The organism is Clostridium sp. 7_2_43FAA (genome assembly GCF_000158375.2).
Taxonomy (GTDB): Bacteria; Bacillota; Clostridia; order Clostridiales; family Clostridiaceae; genus Clostridium; species Clostridium tertium.
Genome location: NZ_JH815222.1, coordinates 1701042 through 1715633 on the forward strand (window position 1 = coordinate 1701042; position 14592 = coordinate 1715633).

At 24.8% G+C, this 14592-nt stretch carries 18 protein-coding genes; 3 read left to right on the forward strand and 15 right to left on the reverse strand.

Annotated features, from left to right (window positions below; genetic code table 11):
* Positions 1–596 precede the first annotated feature (596 nt).
* Both CSBG_RS09575 and CSBG_RS18555 read right to left on the reverse strand, forming a co-directional pair.
* Positions 597–1463 carry an SDR family oxidoreductase gene (locus tag CSBG_RS09575; RefSeq protein ID WP_008679036.1) on the reverse strand — a complete coding sequence of 289 codons (867 nt, stop codon included), beginning with the start codon at positions 1461–1463 and terminating at the stop codon, positions 597–599.
* The gene (locus CSBG_RS18555; protein WP_008679039.1) at positions 1456–1620 is read right to left on the reverse strand and encodes a hypothetical protein; all 165 of its coding nucleotides are present in this window, start codon (positions 1618–1620) and stop codon (positions 1456–1458) included. Before CSBG_RS18555 ends, CSBG_RS09575 begins: the two co-directional genes overlap by 8 nt.
* A gap of 147 nt (positions 1621–1767) precedes the next feature.
* Here CSBG_RS18555 and ilvA point away from each other — a divergent pair, with 147 nt between their 5' ends.
* The gene (ilvA, locus tag CSBG_RS09580) at positions 1768–2967 is read left to right on the forward strand and encodes a threonine ammonia-lyase (protein ID WP_008679041.1); all 1200 of its coding nucleotides are present in this window, start codon (positions 1768–1770) and stop codon (positions 2965–2967) included.
* 88 nt (positions 2968–3055) lie between these two features.
* Here the strand turns inward: ilvA and CSBG_RS18295 are convergent, their stop codons facing one another.
* The 9 genes from CSBG_RS18295 to CSBG_RS17975 all read right to left on the reverse strand — a co-directional run bounded on the left by CSBG_RS18295 (position 3056) and on the right by CSBG_RS17975 (position 10927).
* Positions 3056–3208 carry a hypothetical protein gene (locus CSBG_RS18295; RefSeq protein ID WP_008679043.1) on the reverse strand — a complete coding sequence of 51 codons (153 nt, stop codon included), beginning with the start codon at positions 3206–3208 and terminating at the stop codon, positions 3056–3058.
* Between the two features lie 69 nt (positions 3209–3277).
* Positions 3278–3790: a hypothetical protein gene (locus CSBG_RS09585; RefSeq protein ID WP_008679046.1), complete on the reverse strand. Its 513-nt coding sequence runs from the start codon at positions 3788–3790 to the stop codon at positions 3278–3280.
* 104 nt (positions 3791–3894) lie between these two features.
* Positions 3895–4623, reverse strand: coding sequence for an HAD-IB family hydrolase (locus CSBG_RS09590; RefSeq protein ID WP_008679048.1), 729 nt, complete (start codon positions 4621–4623; stop codon positions 3895–3897).
* Positions 4624–4670: 47 nt separating this feature from the next.
* Complete coding sequence (locus tag CSBG_RS09595) at positions 4671–6335, reverse strand: ribonuclease J (protein ID WP_008679050.1); 1665 nt, start codon at positions 6333–6335, stop codon at positions 4671–4673.
* Positions 6336–6465: 130 nt separating this feature from the next.
* Positions 6466–7974 (reverse strand): DUF1846 domain-containing protein, encoded by a 1509-nt coding sequence (locus CSBG_RS09600; RefSeq protein WP_008679051.1) that lies wholly within the window; start codon positions 7972–7974, stop codon positions 6466–6468.
* A 246-nt stretch (positions 7975–8220) separates the two neighbouring features.
* Positions 8221–9153 carry a hypothetical protein gene (locus CSBG_RS09605; protein WP_008679053.1) on the reverse strand — a complete coding sequence of 311 codons (933 nt, stop codon included), beginning with the start codon at positions 9151–9153 and terminating at the stop codon, positions 8221–8223.
* Between the two features lie 76 nt (positions 9154–9229).
* A complete protein-coding gene (locus CSBG_RS09610) occupies positions 9230–9562 on the reverse strand; it encodes a hypothetical protein (RefSeq protein ID WP_008679054.1) in 333 nt (110 codons plus the stop codon).
* Between the two features lie 128 nt (positions 9563–9690).
* A complete protein-coding gene (locus CSBG_RS09615) occupies positions 9691–10587 on the reverse strand; it encodes an HD domain-containing protein (RefSeq protein WP_008679056.1) in 897 nt (298 codons plus the stop codon).
* A gap of 145 nt (positions 10588–10732) precedes the next feature.
* Positions 10733–10927 carry a hypothetical protein gene (locus CSBG_RS17975; RefSeq protein WP_008679058.1) on the reverse strand — a complete coding sequence of 65 codons (195 nt, stop codon included), beginning with the start codon at positions 10925–10927 and terminating at the stop codon, positions 10733–10735.
* Positions 10928–11087: 160 nt separating this feature from the next.
* Between CSBG_RS17975 and CSBG_RS09620 the strand changes: the two genes are divergently transcribed.
* Both CSBG_RS09620 and CSBG_RS09625 read left to right on the forward strand, forming a co-directional pair.
* On the forward strand, positions 11088–11477 hold the full coding sequence (locus tag CSBG_RS09620) for a PadR family transcriptional regulator (RefSeq protein WP_008679059.1): 390 nt from the start codon (positions 11088–11090) through the stop codon (positions 11475–11477).
* 342 nt (positions 11478–11819) lie between these two features.
* Positions 11820–12299 carry a hypothetical protein gene (locus CSBG_RS09625; protein WP_008679061.1) on the forward strand — a complete coding sequence of 160 codons (480 nt, stop codon included), beginning with the start codon at positions 11820–11822 and terminating at the stop codon, positions 12297–12299.
* 29 nt (positions 12300–12328) lie between these two features.
* On the opposite strand, the gene CSBG_RS09630 is transcribed toward CSBG_RS09625, so the two are convergent.
* From CSBG_RS09630 to CSBG_RS17740, 4 genes are all read right to left on the reverse strand, one after another.
* A complete protein-coding gene (locus CSBG_RS09630; protein WP_008679063.1) occupies positions 12329–12526 on the reverse strand; it encodes a hypothetical protein in 198 nt (65 codons plus the stop codon).
* Between the two features lie 78 nt (positions 12527–12604).
* Positions 12605–13138, reverse strand: coding sequence for a hypothetical protein (locus CSBG_RS09635; RefSeq protein ID WP_008679065.1), 534 nt, complete (start codon positions 13136–13138; stop codon positions 12605–12607).
* 15 nt (positions 13139–13153) lie between these two features.
* Entirely contained in the window at positions 13154–13336 is a 183-nt protein-coding gene (locus CSBG_RS09640) for a hypothetical protein (RefSeq protein WP_008679067.1), read from the reverse strand.
* Positions 13337–13376: 40 nt separating this feature from the next.
* The gene (locus CSBG_RS17740) at positions 13377–13958 is read right to left on the reverse strand and encodes a hypothetical protein (protein WP_008679069.1); all 582 of its coding nucleotides are present in this window, start codon (positions 13956–13958) and stop codon (positions 13377–13379) included.
* Positions 13959–14592: the final 634 nt, after the last annotated feature.

Genomic DNA, 14592 nt, shown 5'->3' on the forward strand with positions numbered 1-14592 from the left:
AATTAACTAAATTACCCATTCTTTTCACCCTAATCCCACATAAAATATAAAATAAAATCTATTATTTAATAAACAATATATATAATACCATATTTTATAAATTATTACCACATTTCACCTAATAAATGTAAGTTATCTCTATATTACAGCTTTATACTTCGACACGATTCGAAAATAATCTTCAAAAATAATCTTTATAATCGTTTTTTAACCTATTTTTTTCTTATTTATATATTTAATTATACTTTCAGATTTTTTAATATTAGAACATTATAATTCTGTTTTTTCTTCTGTTCTATCTATAATTTTAGTATATTTTGAGTAGCAGTAAGCCATTTTTTCTCCAGTATTAAAATTATATTAAAGAAAAATATAACTCTAATAAATCATATATATTTTAACTATTTTATTATGTAAATTCCCTTTATTTTTAGTAATAAATTAATAAAAGTACACTTAGATAATGATATGCTCCCATTATAATAGGCCGTTAAAATAATAAAACTGTTTTATAATGGGAGAAGTTCATAAATAAGTATACTTTTAAATTAATTTTTAGTTTTGTATTTAGTAATATAACTCCTCTATATTTAATTCTATGAGTTTACAATTTCTCCTCCATTAACATGAATAGTTTCTCCTGTTATGTATGATGCGCCCTCACTTGCTAAGAAAACATAACTTTCTCCAAGTTCAACTGGTTGAGCTGCTCTCTTCATTGGACTAGTTGTACCAAAGCTAGCTACGTCACTTTCAGCAAATGATGCTGGAATTAATGGTGTCCATACTGGTCCTGGGGCCACAGCATTAACCCTGATTCCTTTGTCAGCTAAATTTAATGCTAAAGATCTTGTAAATGAAGTTAATGCACCTTTAGTCATTGAATAATCTATTAAAGTTTTATGTCCATGATAAGCAGTAATTGAAGTAGTATTAATAATACAATCTCCTATATTTAAGTGTTTTAAAACTTCTTTTGTTATAAAAAATGCTCCAAATACATTAGTTTTAAATGTTCTCTCAAACTGTTCTTTAGTTATATCTGTTAATGTGTTGCATACATGTTGTTCAGCGGAATTATTAACTAATATATTAATTTTATTAAACTTACTTATTACTGAATTAACTGCAGATATACAGAAGTTTTCATCGCCGATATCTCCACTTATTAAAATACATTCTCCATTCATATCTTCTATAAGCTTTTTAGTTATTTCGGCATCTTGATGTTCATTTAAATAAATTATTGCTATTTTTGCTCCTTCTTTAGCATATGCTAAAGCTACAGCTCTACCAATTCCACTATCTCCACCTGTAATAATTGCTACTTTATCTTTTAACTTATTACTTCCTTCTTTACATGTCTCTGACTTAAAAATTGGCTTTGGATTCATATTTTCTTCTATTCCAGGCTGTACATTTTGATGTTGTGCTGGAAACTGAGTAGGATAATTATTATTCATTTGATTTCTCCTTAATACTATAATTATTTTTAAAATTTGTATTAGCTTCTACACTTTCTAAGTAATTAGTCTTATTTACTATATTCTTTTCGAAGCTTTTTACAGCATTTCTAGTGAAATTCCCTATATTTATTAGATCACTATATTCTTCACTCATAATAACTTCTCCTTTCTTTATCTTAATATTTATATTTTTTATAATTTATCAAAAAAATATACTTTTCTTAAATTTATATTCTTCATATATTTACACAGCAGTGATATAATATTTTTATCACATAAAATTTGCTAGAGGTGGAAGTTTATGCATTTAAATGAAATTAAGAAAACCCGAGAAAAAATTAAAGATGTTATTAACAAAACTCCAATTTTGTATAGTCCTATTTTTTCAAAAATGACAAATTGTTCTGTATATATGAAGTGTGAGAATCTCCAACTTACAGGGGCTTATAAAATAAGAGGTGCACTTAATAAGATTCGTTCTTTAAGTGATGAGGAAAAAAGTAAAGGGGTTGTTTGTTCCTCTGCAGGTAATCATGCACAAGGTGTTGCTTATGCCTCAAGTCTTTTAAGAGTTGAATCTACAATAGTTATGCCTAAAACTACCCCTTATCTAAAAATACAATCTACTAAAGACTTTGGTGGTAATGTAGTTCTTCATGGAAACTGCTATGATGATGCATTTTTAAAAGCTAAAAGTATTGAAGAAAATAATAATTCAGTATTCATACATCCTTTTAATGATATTAATGTAATTTATGGACAAGGAACTATTGCTTTAGAAATACTAGAAGAAATAAGTGACATTGATATAATCCTTTGCCCAATTGGTGGTGGCGGTTTAATCAGTGGAATCTCTTTAGCTGCAAAAGAAATTAATCCTTCTATAAAGATTATAGGTGTACAAGCTGAAGGTGCAAATGCCATGGAGCAAAGCTTTAAAAATGGTAATTTAATATCTTTAAATTCTGTTAATACTATTGCTGATGGTATTGCTGTTAAATCTCCTGGTGATTTAACATACAAGATAATCAAAGAATATGTTGATGATATTGTTACAGTTTCTGATCAAGAAATAGCTGAAGCATTTTTAATATTATGTGAAAAGCATAAATTACTTGCTGAAGCTTCAGGTGCTGCATCTCTTGCTGCATTAAAAAAATTAAATTATACAGATAAAAAGATAGCATGTGTAATTAGTGGTGGTAATATAGATATGATTACTATTTCATCTTTAATAAATGATGGTTTAGTTGAAAGAGGTAGATTATTTTGCTTTACTCTTGAACTTCCAGATATACCTGGACAGCTTCAAGAAATCTCTAGAATACTTTCAGAATTAAATGCAAATATTGTTCAACTTGAACATAATCAATTTAAAGCTTCTAATAGGTTAAAAAATGTTTTATTAGAAGTAACTATCGAAACTAATGGTATTGAACATATAAATTTAATCAAAGATACTTTTATAAACATGGGCTTCAAAATAAATCAAATGTATTAAAAATAATTAATGCTTTTATTTAAAATATATATCAGTTTTAAATAAAAAAATAATATCTAATATAATATTAGATATTATTTTTTTATCTTTATTTCATTTTTCTTTTGGCTTTATTTATTTTTTTATATAATTTGGCGTTATGAACTATATCCATAAAGTCATCAGCCATTTCGAATAATAAGTTACTTTTCATCTTCTTTCTTTTAAAGTTTCTCTTAACTTTTCTCATTAGTTTACTCATGTTTAATCCCTCCTAAGGTTGTACTTTACATTTATAGTTTCCCCTTAAGAGTAAATTTTATTATAGAAATTAAACTATAGTAGTTATTATAGTATTTATAAAATCTTCCTTTTTGGAATTTAAATACTCACCATAATAATCATTGTTTAAATCAGCATTGATCTCAATTATACTAGATAATATAAAATTATTTATGTCCATAGAGTATCTAATTTCTATTTCATTTTTAATACTTCTAAATTCTTCAATTCCACCATCTTTTCTATATTTTCTAATTAAAGAATCTAAATAAGTATTATATTCCTTTATCTTGTAAATTATTTTTTGAACATATTTCTTTTTAGTTTTTATATAATTTTTTTCATATTCTAACTTTAATTTAAGCAACTCTGAAATAGAATATTTTCTTTCTAAAACTTCTATATATGCATATTCATTTTGAAAAGAACTTTGTAATATAAGAAGTGCTAATTCATTATCACTTTTTATAGTTTCTAAAAATTCTTTTCCTCCCACTATTTCAATAGCTTTTCTAAGCTGTTTTATTTTTTCTTCTAACATTTTATTATTAATAGTTAACATAGCATTCTCCTTAAATAAATGACTTTTCCTTTGTAATCCATTAATTATTATATAACCTAAGGAGTTTATTGTCTATTGTATTATTAACTTCATTATATTAACTTTTATAAAACATTTATACAATTTATATCTAAGTTATAAGTTACATCTTTACGCTCTACAATAACTTTTATCTTTTCTCTTATTTCTTTATCTTTCATAACTTTATCCAGAAGTTCTTTTGTAGGATTTATTGCATACGGTATTCCTACAGACTTAAACATAGTTATATCTCCCGATGTATCTCCATATGCATAGCTTTTGCTTAAATCAATATTATATTTCTTTTGAAGCTCATTAATAGCATTTAATTTACTTTCATGATCCCACATAGGAATTACTTCACCACTATACTTATTATCACCATCTAATTTATAAATTGTTCCTCTATAATCATCCATGTTATATTTCTTAGACATTTCTTTTACTAATTCACTTGGAGATCCAGATATTGCAATAACTATATGACCTTGCTCCTTATGCCACTTTATTCTTTCTCTACTGAATGTATATACTCTATCACCCTTTTGTTCTATAACTTTTTTAGCTATATAATCTATGTGATATTTATCTATTCCTTTTATTGCTTCAACATAAATATCTACCATCTTTAATAAATAAGTATCATAGTCTCCTTGTCTTTTATCCCATTTGATATATGAAGGTCTTACGTCTTTATACCATTTATTTTCACTAACTAGTTCATATTTTATTATTTTTTTAAATACTTCTGTAATTAATCCTTCTCTGTATATAGTCCCATCAATATCAAAAAATGCTGCTACGTTTTTCATAAAACCCCTCCTATTTACTTTTTACTATATATTATATATGAAATTTTTTAAATTTCCATAATTATTGGTATAATTGTAGGTCTTCTTTTTGTTTTATCGTAAATATATCTCTCTAAAGCTTTCTTTACATTCGTTTTTATTAAATACCATTCTAAAATTTTATCATCCAAACAATTTTGAAGCTCATCAGTTGCAATTTGCTTTAATTCCTTTATTAAATCTTCAGATTCTTTTACATATACAAAACCTCTTGTAATTATATCTGGACCTGCTATTATACTATAGCTTTCTTTTTCTATTGTAACTACTATATTAACTAATCCATCTTGTGCCAAGTGCTTCCTATCTCTTAATACTAATGTTCCTACATCTCCTACACCTAATCCATCAACTAAAACTGTTCCTGTAGTTACTTTTCCAGATATTCTAGCCCCTTTATCACTTATTTCTAATACTTCTCCACGTTCTGCAATAAATACATCCTTAGAATCCATTCCTAGACTAATTGCTAAATCTTTATGATGTTTTAAATGTCTATATTCACCATGAACAGGCATAAAATATTTAGGTTTTATTAATCTATGCATTAATTTTAATTCTTCTCTATATGCATGACCTGATACGTGTACCTCTTCTAAATCTTCATAAATAACATCTGCACCTTTTTTAAATAATTGATTTATAACTTTTGAAATTAATTTATCATTTCCTGGTATTGGTGATGCAGAAATTATAAATAAGTCATCTCTTTCAATTTTTATTTTTCTATGATTTCCAAAGGCTATTCTTGCTAGTGCAGCCATTGGCTCACCTTGGCTGCCTGTTGTTATAATAGTTACATTTTCATTTGAATAATTATTTATATCATCAATTTCTATTAGCATTCCTTCTGGTATGTGAAGATAGCTAAGCTCAAAAGCTACCTTTGATATGCTTTCCATGCTTCTTCCTGAAAAAGCTACCCTTCTCTTATTTTCTATAGAAGCATTTATTATTTGCTGCATTCTATGTATATTTGATGCAAAGGTTGCTATGATTATCCTCCCCTTTGCCCCTCTAAATATCCTATTAAATGTATTACCTATTGATTTTTCAGACATTGTGTAACCAGATCTTTCAACATTGGTACTATCAGCCATTAATAAAATGACTCCTTCTTTTCCTATAGTTGATATTCTATCTATATCTATAACTTTATCGTCTATAGGTGTTAAATCTATTTTAAAATCGCCTGTATGGAATATAACCCCAAGAGGAGTTTTTATAGCTAAACAGCATGATTCTGCTATACTGTGTGTACTTTGTATAAATTCTACACTTATATTTTCTAAATCAATCTTTGATCCTGGATCCACACTAATTAAATTGCTAGTTTCTATTAAATCATGTTCTCTTAATTTATTTTCAATAATAGCTAATGCTAATTTTGTTCCATATATCGGTACATCTAATTGTTTCAATATATATGGAATGGCTCCAATATGATCTTCATGACCATGTGTAATAAAAAAACCTTTTACTTTATCTTTGTTTTGTATTAAATATGTTATATCTGGAATTATTAAATCTACTCCATACATTTCTTCATCTGGAAAAGCAATTCCACAATCTACTACTATTATTTCATCGCTAACTTCTATAGCTGTAATATTCTTTCCTATTTCTCCTACTCCACCTAAAGGAATAATTTTAACTGATAAATCACTATTCATTGAAAAAACCTCCTATTCTATTAAGAATAGTATTTCCTAAATATTGATTTAAAATTATAGTATAAATAGAAATTTTATTTCTTTATAAAAAAACTAATCTTTAGAACTCTCTAAAGATAGTTTTAATTTACTAGTTATTATAATATAAGCTTTCACTTTGATATTCTGGATCACAAGTTATATCTATTCCAAGCCTTCTAAATGTTTGCTCGTCATTTGTAGTTATAATAGTTGTTGAATGAGCTTGACATCCTTTTAGCATTTTTAATTTATCTAAAGCTACTTGTGCTGTTGGATTAGTAGCAGCACATATACTTAATGCTATTAATATTTCTTCACAATTTAAAACTGTATTATTTATTCCTAATGTCTTTAGCTTTAAGCTTTTAATTGGTTCTAATATTACAGGTGATAAAAGATGTATATCATCTGATATATTAGCAAGATGCTTAATAGAATTTAATATAACAGCTGCTGATGCATCCATAATTTCTGATCTTTTACCTGTTATTATGCATCCATCTTCAAGTTCTAATGCCACTGCTGAGCATATATCATTTTTATTTGCTAAACTTCTTTGTTTTAATAAATATTCTCTTGATGGAATAACAACATTTCTATCAGTTTCCTTTAAGCTTAGTTCTTCCATGATTAACTTAGCTCTATCAGCTGTTTCTTTATCTACATAACCCTTTTTATATTCACAAATAGTTTTAAAATATCTTCTTATTACTTCTTGCTTTGAGGCCTCTTTAACTACTTCATCATCAACTATTCCATAACCAACTCTATTTACACCCATATCTGTTGGCGATTTATAAACTGATTCTTCCCCAGTAATCTTTTCTATAATTCTTTTTAATACTGGGAAACTTTCTATGTCTCTGTTATAATTTACAGCTACCTTATTATAAGCATCAAAGTGAAATGAATCTATCATATTCACATCTTTTAAATCTACAGTTGCTGCTTCATATGCTATATTTAAAGGATGCTTTAATGGAACATTCCAAACTGGGAAAGTTTCAAATTTAGAATATCCTGCGACATTTCCCCTTTTATTTTCATGATATAGTTGACTTAAACATGTTGCAAGTTTACCACTTCCTGGACCTGGTGCAGTAACTACTACTATAGGCTTAGTAGTTTCTATATAAGGATTTTTTCCATACCCTTCATCGCTTACTATAGTATCAACATCTGTTGGATAGCCCTTTGTAGCTTCATGCTTATAAACCTTTATTCCTCTACGCTCTAACTTATTTATAAAGACAGTTGTAGCTGGTTGTCCATTATATCTTGTTATAACAACACTATTTACATCAAGTTCATAGGCTCTTAAATCATCTATTAATCTTAAGACTTCTAAATCATATGTAATACCAAAATCGCCTCTTATTTTATTTCTTTCTATATCTCCTGCATAAACACAAATAACAACTTCAACTTTTTCTTTTAGTTTTTGTAAAAGCTTTATTTTAGCATTTTCGTCGAATCCTGGTAAAACTCTTTTTGCATGTAAATCAAACATAAGTTTTCCACCAAATTCTAAATATAATTTATCGTAATCATTTACTCTCTCTAATATATATTTAGACTGTTCTTCTAAATATTTTTTATGATCAAATCCTACTTTCATCTTAATGCCTCTTTTCCTTTTATTCTTTATGTTACTCATTAAATATTAATTATACATCAAAAAATTTCTTCTTTCCACACTAACTTATAAGAGTATGTATATAAAATTTATTTAATAACTTGAAGAAATAAATATAAATTAGTTCTATTTTTTAGGTATTTATATAATAAAATTTTATATAATAACAATTTTTAAAATCTAAATCTCATATTTTCTTTTACTAAAAAAGTATATGCTTATTATAATTTATAAGCATATACTTATAGGTAAAATCATTATCATCTTCCCTTTTACATTACATTCTGGTTTTTTAGGAAGAATTATATTGTTTTCTTTCAAAACTTCTAAATATGGATCTATAGAATCAATTACTTGTTGGTAATATTCCTCTTGAGATGATTTCCTTAATAAACTTATACACTTATCAGTGTCTTCCTTTATCATCATAACCTTACCAAAAATCTTACAAGAGCAATGAACTAAGTCAAACATATGAGAATGATTATTTAAAAAGTTATTTTCACTTATTGTAAGAACTAATGATGCCTTATCATTTTGTATAAGTAAGTCATGAGTTCCATTTGCAGTTATAGATTTCCTTAAACCTTCTAAAAGTTTGCAAATTATGGTAAAATTTAATGTTTTTAAATCTTTCTTTTCTAATAAGGTATTTAAAAAATCTACTCCATAACAATTAATAGTATCAATTAATGTATCTATATAAAGTGGAAGTGAGGTTTCTTGTACACATCCAGTTATTTGAATGTAATCTCCTTCTTTTATATCTCCATTTTCAATAGAATTACCATCTACTTTCTTAACATTTTTACTAGTATACATCTTATTTAATAAATCATTATGAAGAGTAAATATAGTACTAATCTTTTTAATTTCTTGCTCATTTCTATCAAAATCTCTTCCTTCAAACCCTAAACTTCTATCTCTTCCATTTTGATAATGGTCTTCACACGTTTTATGTTTAGTTTTATAGCCTTCTATTTTATCTCTATGATCTCTGAAATCTGATCCATTAGATTCTCTATCACCTATTTTTACATTTCCTCCAAAAGTTCTGTCCTTGATTCTCCTATATGTTCTTATATCAATATAGCCATTTAATGCTACTGAATTTAAATTTTTAATTAATACTTCATCTAAATATATTAATAAGTCCAACATTAGTGTCCTCCTAAAGCAATAATATACTTTTACACCATATTATATTAGACTAAATCTTATTTAATAACTTTAGAAACTATTTTTTATTTTTATTTAATAAGATACTTTCAATTTCATTTAAAAGTTCTTCATCTCCATTTTCTAAAATAAGATTCCCCTTCTTGCTCCCTTCTATTATTCTTAATATTGTTACTTCATCTTCTAGCTCTTTTATCTTTTTATTTATTTCACTTTTATTTTTTTTAGATAATTCAAAGGAGTATACTTCATTGCCACAAACTAAGCATTTTCCATATAGCTTATCATAAGTAATTTTCCCTATATTAAACTCTTTACTTTCTTTGCAACTATTAACTTCTATATCTTGAATCTTATTACATTTTTCACAAAAACATCTACTTTGTTGCATAACTTCACCTCTAATATATTTTACTAATATATTGTATCATACACTTTACCATTTTTTATGATAATATTTGTACTATAATAATAAAATATTATCTTCACTTAAAAATTATTAACTATTTATATTTCTTGCTATATATATATTCTTCCATTTATTCTTTTATCAAAATTTGTCCACTCACCGCTTTCTAAACCATTTGATATTATACTTATCTTGTTTAATGTTGCATCCACATAATCAGCATAATGAACTATATAAGCTTCCATTGAATTTGGTTCTTTTGGAGATCCAAATTCAGGTTTACCATGATGCTGAATAATTACAGCCTTTAATCTGTTTATAAAATTACTAGAGTAAATTTCCCTATTACTATTAAACGCTTCTTCTAACATATTTAATCCAATAATAATATGTCCTTGAAGTTCTCCTTCTAAAGTATAAGAAAATGGTCCATCATAAACCATTTCTCTTATTTTTCCTATATCATGCAATTTTGCTCCTAATATAGCTATTTCTTTATGTTTGCAATCATATCTATAAGCTAAATCACGAGCTAAACTTGTTACTGCTAAAGTATGCTCAGCTAAGCCCCCAATATAATTATGGTGATTAAATACTCCTCCTATTGCCTTTTTAAATTTATTTAAGAACTCTTCATTATTAAAAAAATAATCATCTATTGATTTAGCCTCTAAACTTTTAAATTCAGATTTACTTATATCATTTAATCCAATCATAATTTCATTTATTGATTTTTTAACTGAAGGTAAATAATCTAATATATCTATTTCTGAAATCTTCTTTATAAAATTAACTTTAAATTTTGATGCTAACTTTCCTTTAACTAATATAACATCTCCTATATTTATAACTGTATTTATATTTTTTATATAAGCCTTTATTTCTCCTGAATTATCTCCAATAACTGCAATAAAGTCATTTTTATCATAAGATAATATTTTTATCACCATAAAGGTACTTTCAATAATTTCATTCATTTTTGCTTCTTTTAAATATAACTTTTTCATATGTACCACCTTATTTATCTTATTCTTATAAATTATTATTAGCCTATATAGAAAAAAAATTCTTACATAAATCTATATTTGACATTAGCTTTTAAATTGGGATTTTAATAATAAAAGGATGCTAATGCACCCTTTTATTATTTTACTACCAACAGCCGCCTAGTAATAATAACCATAATATTGGGAAGAATCCTCCACAACCGAATCCGCAATTACCAAAACCGCCGCCGAAACCGCCGCAGCCTCCGAATCCACCGCCACAACAGTTATTACAGCCTCCTCCGCCACAACAACAGTTATTTCTACAACAGCACCTGTTACATCTTGATCTTCTTGACATGTTAATCAACTCCTATTCTTTTGTATAGTACATTGTATTCATTACATATTGTTTGTGTTCAGTAATATTTCTTTTATTTTTATTATCATTTACGAGTATATTATTTAAATGTACTTTTATTAATTTATATGCTAAACTATAAAAAAAGGAGGTATGGACTATGGAAAAAAGAAATAGATTAGTTGCACCTAGAAATGTTGTAAATACAAAAATGCTTTATAGCTTTTATATATTAAAAGAATTATCAAAAGGAAATGTTATATTTGGAAATAGAGTTCTTGAAGAATTTAGAAATAGATTTTCAGAAACTTCTCTCCCATTTCCTGTTTCATCTAGTACAATATATGAAACTCTTTATGATTTAGAATTAAAAGGATATGTTAAAAGTTCCTGGACTGGTGATGAGTTTTTAAATAAAAGAAGTAAAAAAGTATATTCTATAACTGACAGTGGAGTCGAATATTATAAAAATCATATTGCAGATTATATTAGTAACCTAAATAAAACTAAAGCTACCTTAGATATAATGATAGATATGCTGATGAAATAATCAGCATTTTTTATTTTATTAATATAACTTATTTTATAAAATAACTTGTAACTTTTCTTGACCTTAGAAATATTATAGTTAATATATATGCTTGCAAGCTTCTATTTTATCTAAATTAATATACTAAATTTAATACTATTAGGATTAATTGCAACATATATTAAAACATATATTTTAAATAGAAATCTTTAGCATTTTTATAATATTATAAAAATATATTATAAATACATTTCTATTTATTTGATTACCTAATAAAATAGTTTTAATTTTTATATAAGTTGTATTTATATTCACTTAAGCAATATTAATACAGCTTATATAATATTTCTAAGGAGGAATATTATGAAGGAAACTAAAAATATTGATAATTTTTTTAAACTACATCTTAATAACTTTAATATTTTAGAAAAAGATATAATTTCTTTTGAATTGAAAGATGATACATTATCCCTAAATTTTGATGATATCAACTATTTACTTTCAAACAAGATATCAGTATTTTTAAAAAATATTAAAACACGCGAAATATTTAAATGCTCTTCATTTATAAACAATAATAACTTAAATATTGACTTAAGTAATTTAAAATATTTTTGTACTGATTATGAGTATAGTATTATTATAATTAATGAAGTTAATAACTCATCAACAATGATTTATCCTAAATATAAGAATAAAGCTCAAAACTATTCAGTAATTGGTAATTCATCTAATAAACATATTAAATGGTTTTTAAGATTATTAGAAAATGGAGAGTTTAGATTATCTGCAATTGCCTTATTTCCAAATTACAATAATATTGAAGAAAATATTTCATCATAAAAATAAGGGTACCTGCTTAAGGATACCCTTTAAAAATACTTACAATTTAAATTTTCTATAAAGCACTTTTTAGAACAATAAATATTCAAATCTTCTTTATCTATGTATGCATCTTTAATGTAAATATTTATACTACAATATTTACATTCTACAGTTAATTCATTTGCTATTTCTTCTTCTAAATCCTCATTATTAAATTTTTCTATAAAACTTCTTAACTGGTTCATAAATAACACCCACTTATATAATAATTAACACTAATTATTATGATAACTAAGTATAATTTATGTACTTTTAAAAAAAATTCATAATAAATTATTAGATTTTGCAATATTAAAATAGTTTTTTATATTACCTTCATATATATTATCTTTATCATAAAATAATGGAAACTTTAAATTATAATTTCCCCATATTGTAACTGGTCCTTTAGTAAAATAAAATGTTATAAAAAATAACTCTCTAGTACATAACTTAGTTAGTAATTTTATATACTTTTTATCACTTATTTCAAAAAACATATCATTTATAGTTCCTGAATTTAAAATTTCATTAAATATTTTTATTTCTTCTAAATCAAGATTATTTTCAATAAATTCAATGCTATCTTTATCTAGCTTGTTTTTATAAAAATCTACTATTATTTTATTTTCATCATAATTTAAATAAAAAAAGCTTTCTAATGTTTTAATAAAATCCTCTTCGATTTCTATCTTTTCTTTATCTTTTCTAGAATAAAGCTCAACATAATTAAATTTATCAAATCCTTCTAAAATATTATCAAACTTTATTTTTATTATTTTATCAAAATCTGCTTTACTTATGGCTTTAATCCCCATATTTCCCCCTAATTCTTATACAATTTTATTCCATTCATAAAGTTGCTTTCTAACTTCACTTATTAATTCATTTAAATTCTCTGTTTCAATTTCTGTAACTTCATTTAAAGTATTATTTTTAATTACCTGTTTATATTTTACTATCTTATTATGATCATAATTCCAAACCTCTTGTATTTTTCCTTTTTCTATTTCCATAACAATTCTCCCTTTATATAATAAATATTAAAGGATAATATTAAACCTTAAAAACAGCTTTTTTCTCTCCAACAGCATCACTATAGCAAATACCTATCTTTTGCTTAGTAATTTTACCTTTTTCAAATAAATATCCATTATAGTAACTCTTATCATTTAGTATATCCCTAATTATATAAATTACTAACACATCTTTTTTCATTTCTAAATTTGACGTATTAATTATATTGTTAAGATAATCTATACGTGTATTTGATGAAGTTTCTAATATTTGTATATATATTTTATTTGGATCTTCTTTTAATTTATAAAATAAGTTTTGTATTACTTGTAAATCATTAACTAAATCATTTTCTCTAAAAAGCTGTAATTTTATAGAACTTGAGGATACTGTATTAAAATCATACTCTTTCCACGATACTTCAATATTATTTAAAAAGGCTTCTTCATTATTATTAAGTCCTTTGTGTATTACTGAATAGCCTAAAAGTTGTCCAAGCATTATAAAATATTTAATTTCTTTTTTTACTACTTCAAATTTACTACTATTCTTATTTAAACCGAAATTAACATAATTTCTTATAAATCCACTAAATATATTCATTAAATCAAAGTCTAACATCTTAACTCCTTACCCTAAATTTATATATAGTATTCTATCATTTATATTCAGATTATACCACCTAATATAAATTTAAAGTTCATTATTAATATATATGTTCTAATCAATAATCTACCATATTGCTATTAATATAGAATAACGAATTCAATAAACTAAATTGAAACTAAGGTGCAATATATTATTTATTTTTATATAAGTTTCTACATTGCTATCTTTATTTAGCCCTTCTTATTAAATTATAATATGCTCTAAACACAATAATAAATTCTCAAACTAAAATCAAAGCTAAAACATATAAAAAATGAAAATAGATTTTACAATATAAGAAATAGCTCTTCTATGGTAACATATAAATGAATAATATAAAAAATCACTAAATGATAAAAAGCAAAGAGGCTATTTCTTATAAAAGATAATAGCCATCCTATGCTCTAATTTATTACAAAGAGAGAATAGATAATTCTGTGTAATTATTATTTTTATTGTTTTAATATTACTGGAAATTTTCATTTCCAGTAATATTTTTTTATATTTAAGAAATACTAATAATGTTTCTTATTACCTTTTTTAGTATTTCAAAAAAATCAAATAGTATGCATATAATTTATAAAAAGTACAAGCTTCTAAGCTAATT

Excerpts from the sequence above, each read along its gene's own strand:
- CSBG_RS09575 (WP_008679036.1), bottom strand. The coding sequence starts at position 1,463 with ATGAATAATAATTATCCTACTCAGTTTCCAGCACAACATCAAAATGTA.
- CSBG_RS18555 (WP_008679039.1), bottom strand. The coding sequence starts at position 1,620 with ATGAGTGAAGAATATAGTGATCTAATAAATATAGGGAATTTCACTAGA.
- ilvA (WP_008679041.1), top strand. The coding sequence starts at position 1,768 with ATGCATTTAAATGAAATTAAGAAAACCCGAGAAAAAATTAAAGATGTT.
- CSBG_RS18295 (WP_008679043.1), bottom strand. The coding sequence starts at position 3,208 with ATGAGTAAACTAATGAGAAAAGTTAAGAGAAACTTTAAAAGAAAGAAG.
- CSBG_RS09585 (WP_008679046.1), bottom strand. The coding sequence starts at position 3,790 with ATGTTAACTATTAATAATAAAATGTTAGAAGAAAAAATAAAACAGCTT.
- CSBG_RS09590 (WP_008679048.1), bottom strand. The coding sequence starts at position 4,623 with ATGAAAAACGTAGCAGCATTTTTTGATATTGATGGGACTATATACAGA.
- CSBG_RS09595 (WP_008679050.1), bottom strand. The coding sequence starts at position 6,335 with ATGAATAGTGATTTATCAGTTAAAATTATTCCTTTAGGTGGAGTAGGA.
- CSBG_RS09600 (WP_008679051.1), bottom strand. The coding sequence starts at position 7,974 with ATGAAAGTAGGATTTGATCATAAAAAATATTTAGAAGAACAGTCTAAA.
- CSBG_RS09605 (WP_008679053.1), bottom strand. The coding sequence starts at position 9,153 with ATGTTGGACTTATTAATATATTTAGATGAAGTATTAATTAAAAATTTA.
- CSBG_RS09610 (WP_008679054.1), bottom strand. The coding sequence starts at position 9,562 with ATGCAACAAAGTAGATGTTTTTGTGAAAAATGTAATAAGATTCAAGAT.
- CSBG_RS09615 (WP_008679056.1), bottom strand. The coding sequence starts at position 10,587 with ATGAAAAAGTTATATTTAAAAGAAGCAAAAATGAATGAAATTATTGAA.
- CSBG_RS17975 (WP_008679058.1), bottom strand. The coding sequence starts at position 10,927 with ATGTCAAGAAGATCAAGATGTAACAGGTGCTGTTGTAGAAATAACTGT.
- CSBG_RS09620 (WP_008679059.1), top strand. The coding sequence starts at position 11,088 with ATGGAAAAAAGAAATAGATTAGTTGCACCTAGAAATGTTGTAAATACA.
- CSBG_RS09625 (WP_008679061.1), top strand. The coding sequence starts at position 11,820 with ATGAAGGAAACTAAAAATATTGATAATTTTTTTAAACTACATCTTAAT.
- CSBG_RS09630 (WP_008679063.1), bottom strand. The coding sequence starts at position 12,526 with ATGAACCAGTTAAGAAGTTTTATAGAAAAATTTAATAATGAGGATTTA.
- CSBG_RS09635 (WP_008679065.1), bottom strand. The coding sequence starts at position 13,138 with ATGGGGATTAAAGCCATAAGTAAAGCAGATTTTGATAAAATAATAAAA.
- CSBG_RS09640 (WP_008679067.1), bottom strand. The coding sequence starts at position 13,336 with ATGGAAATAGAAAAAGGAAAAATACAAGAGGTTTGGAATTATGATCAT.
- CSBG_RS17740 (WP_008679069.1), bottom strand. The coding sequence starts at position 13,958 with ATGTTAGACTTTGATTTAATGAATATATTTAGTGGATTTATAAGAAAT.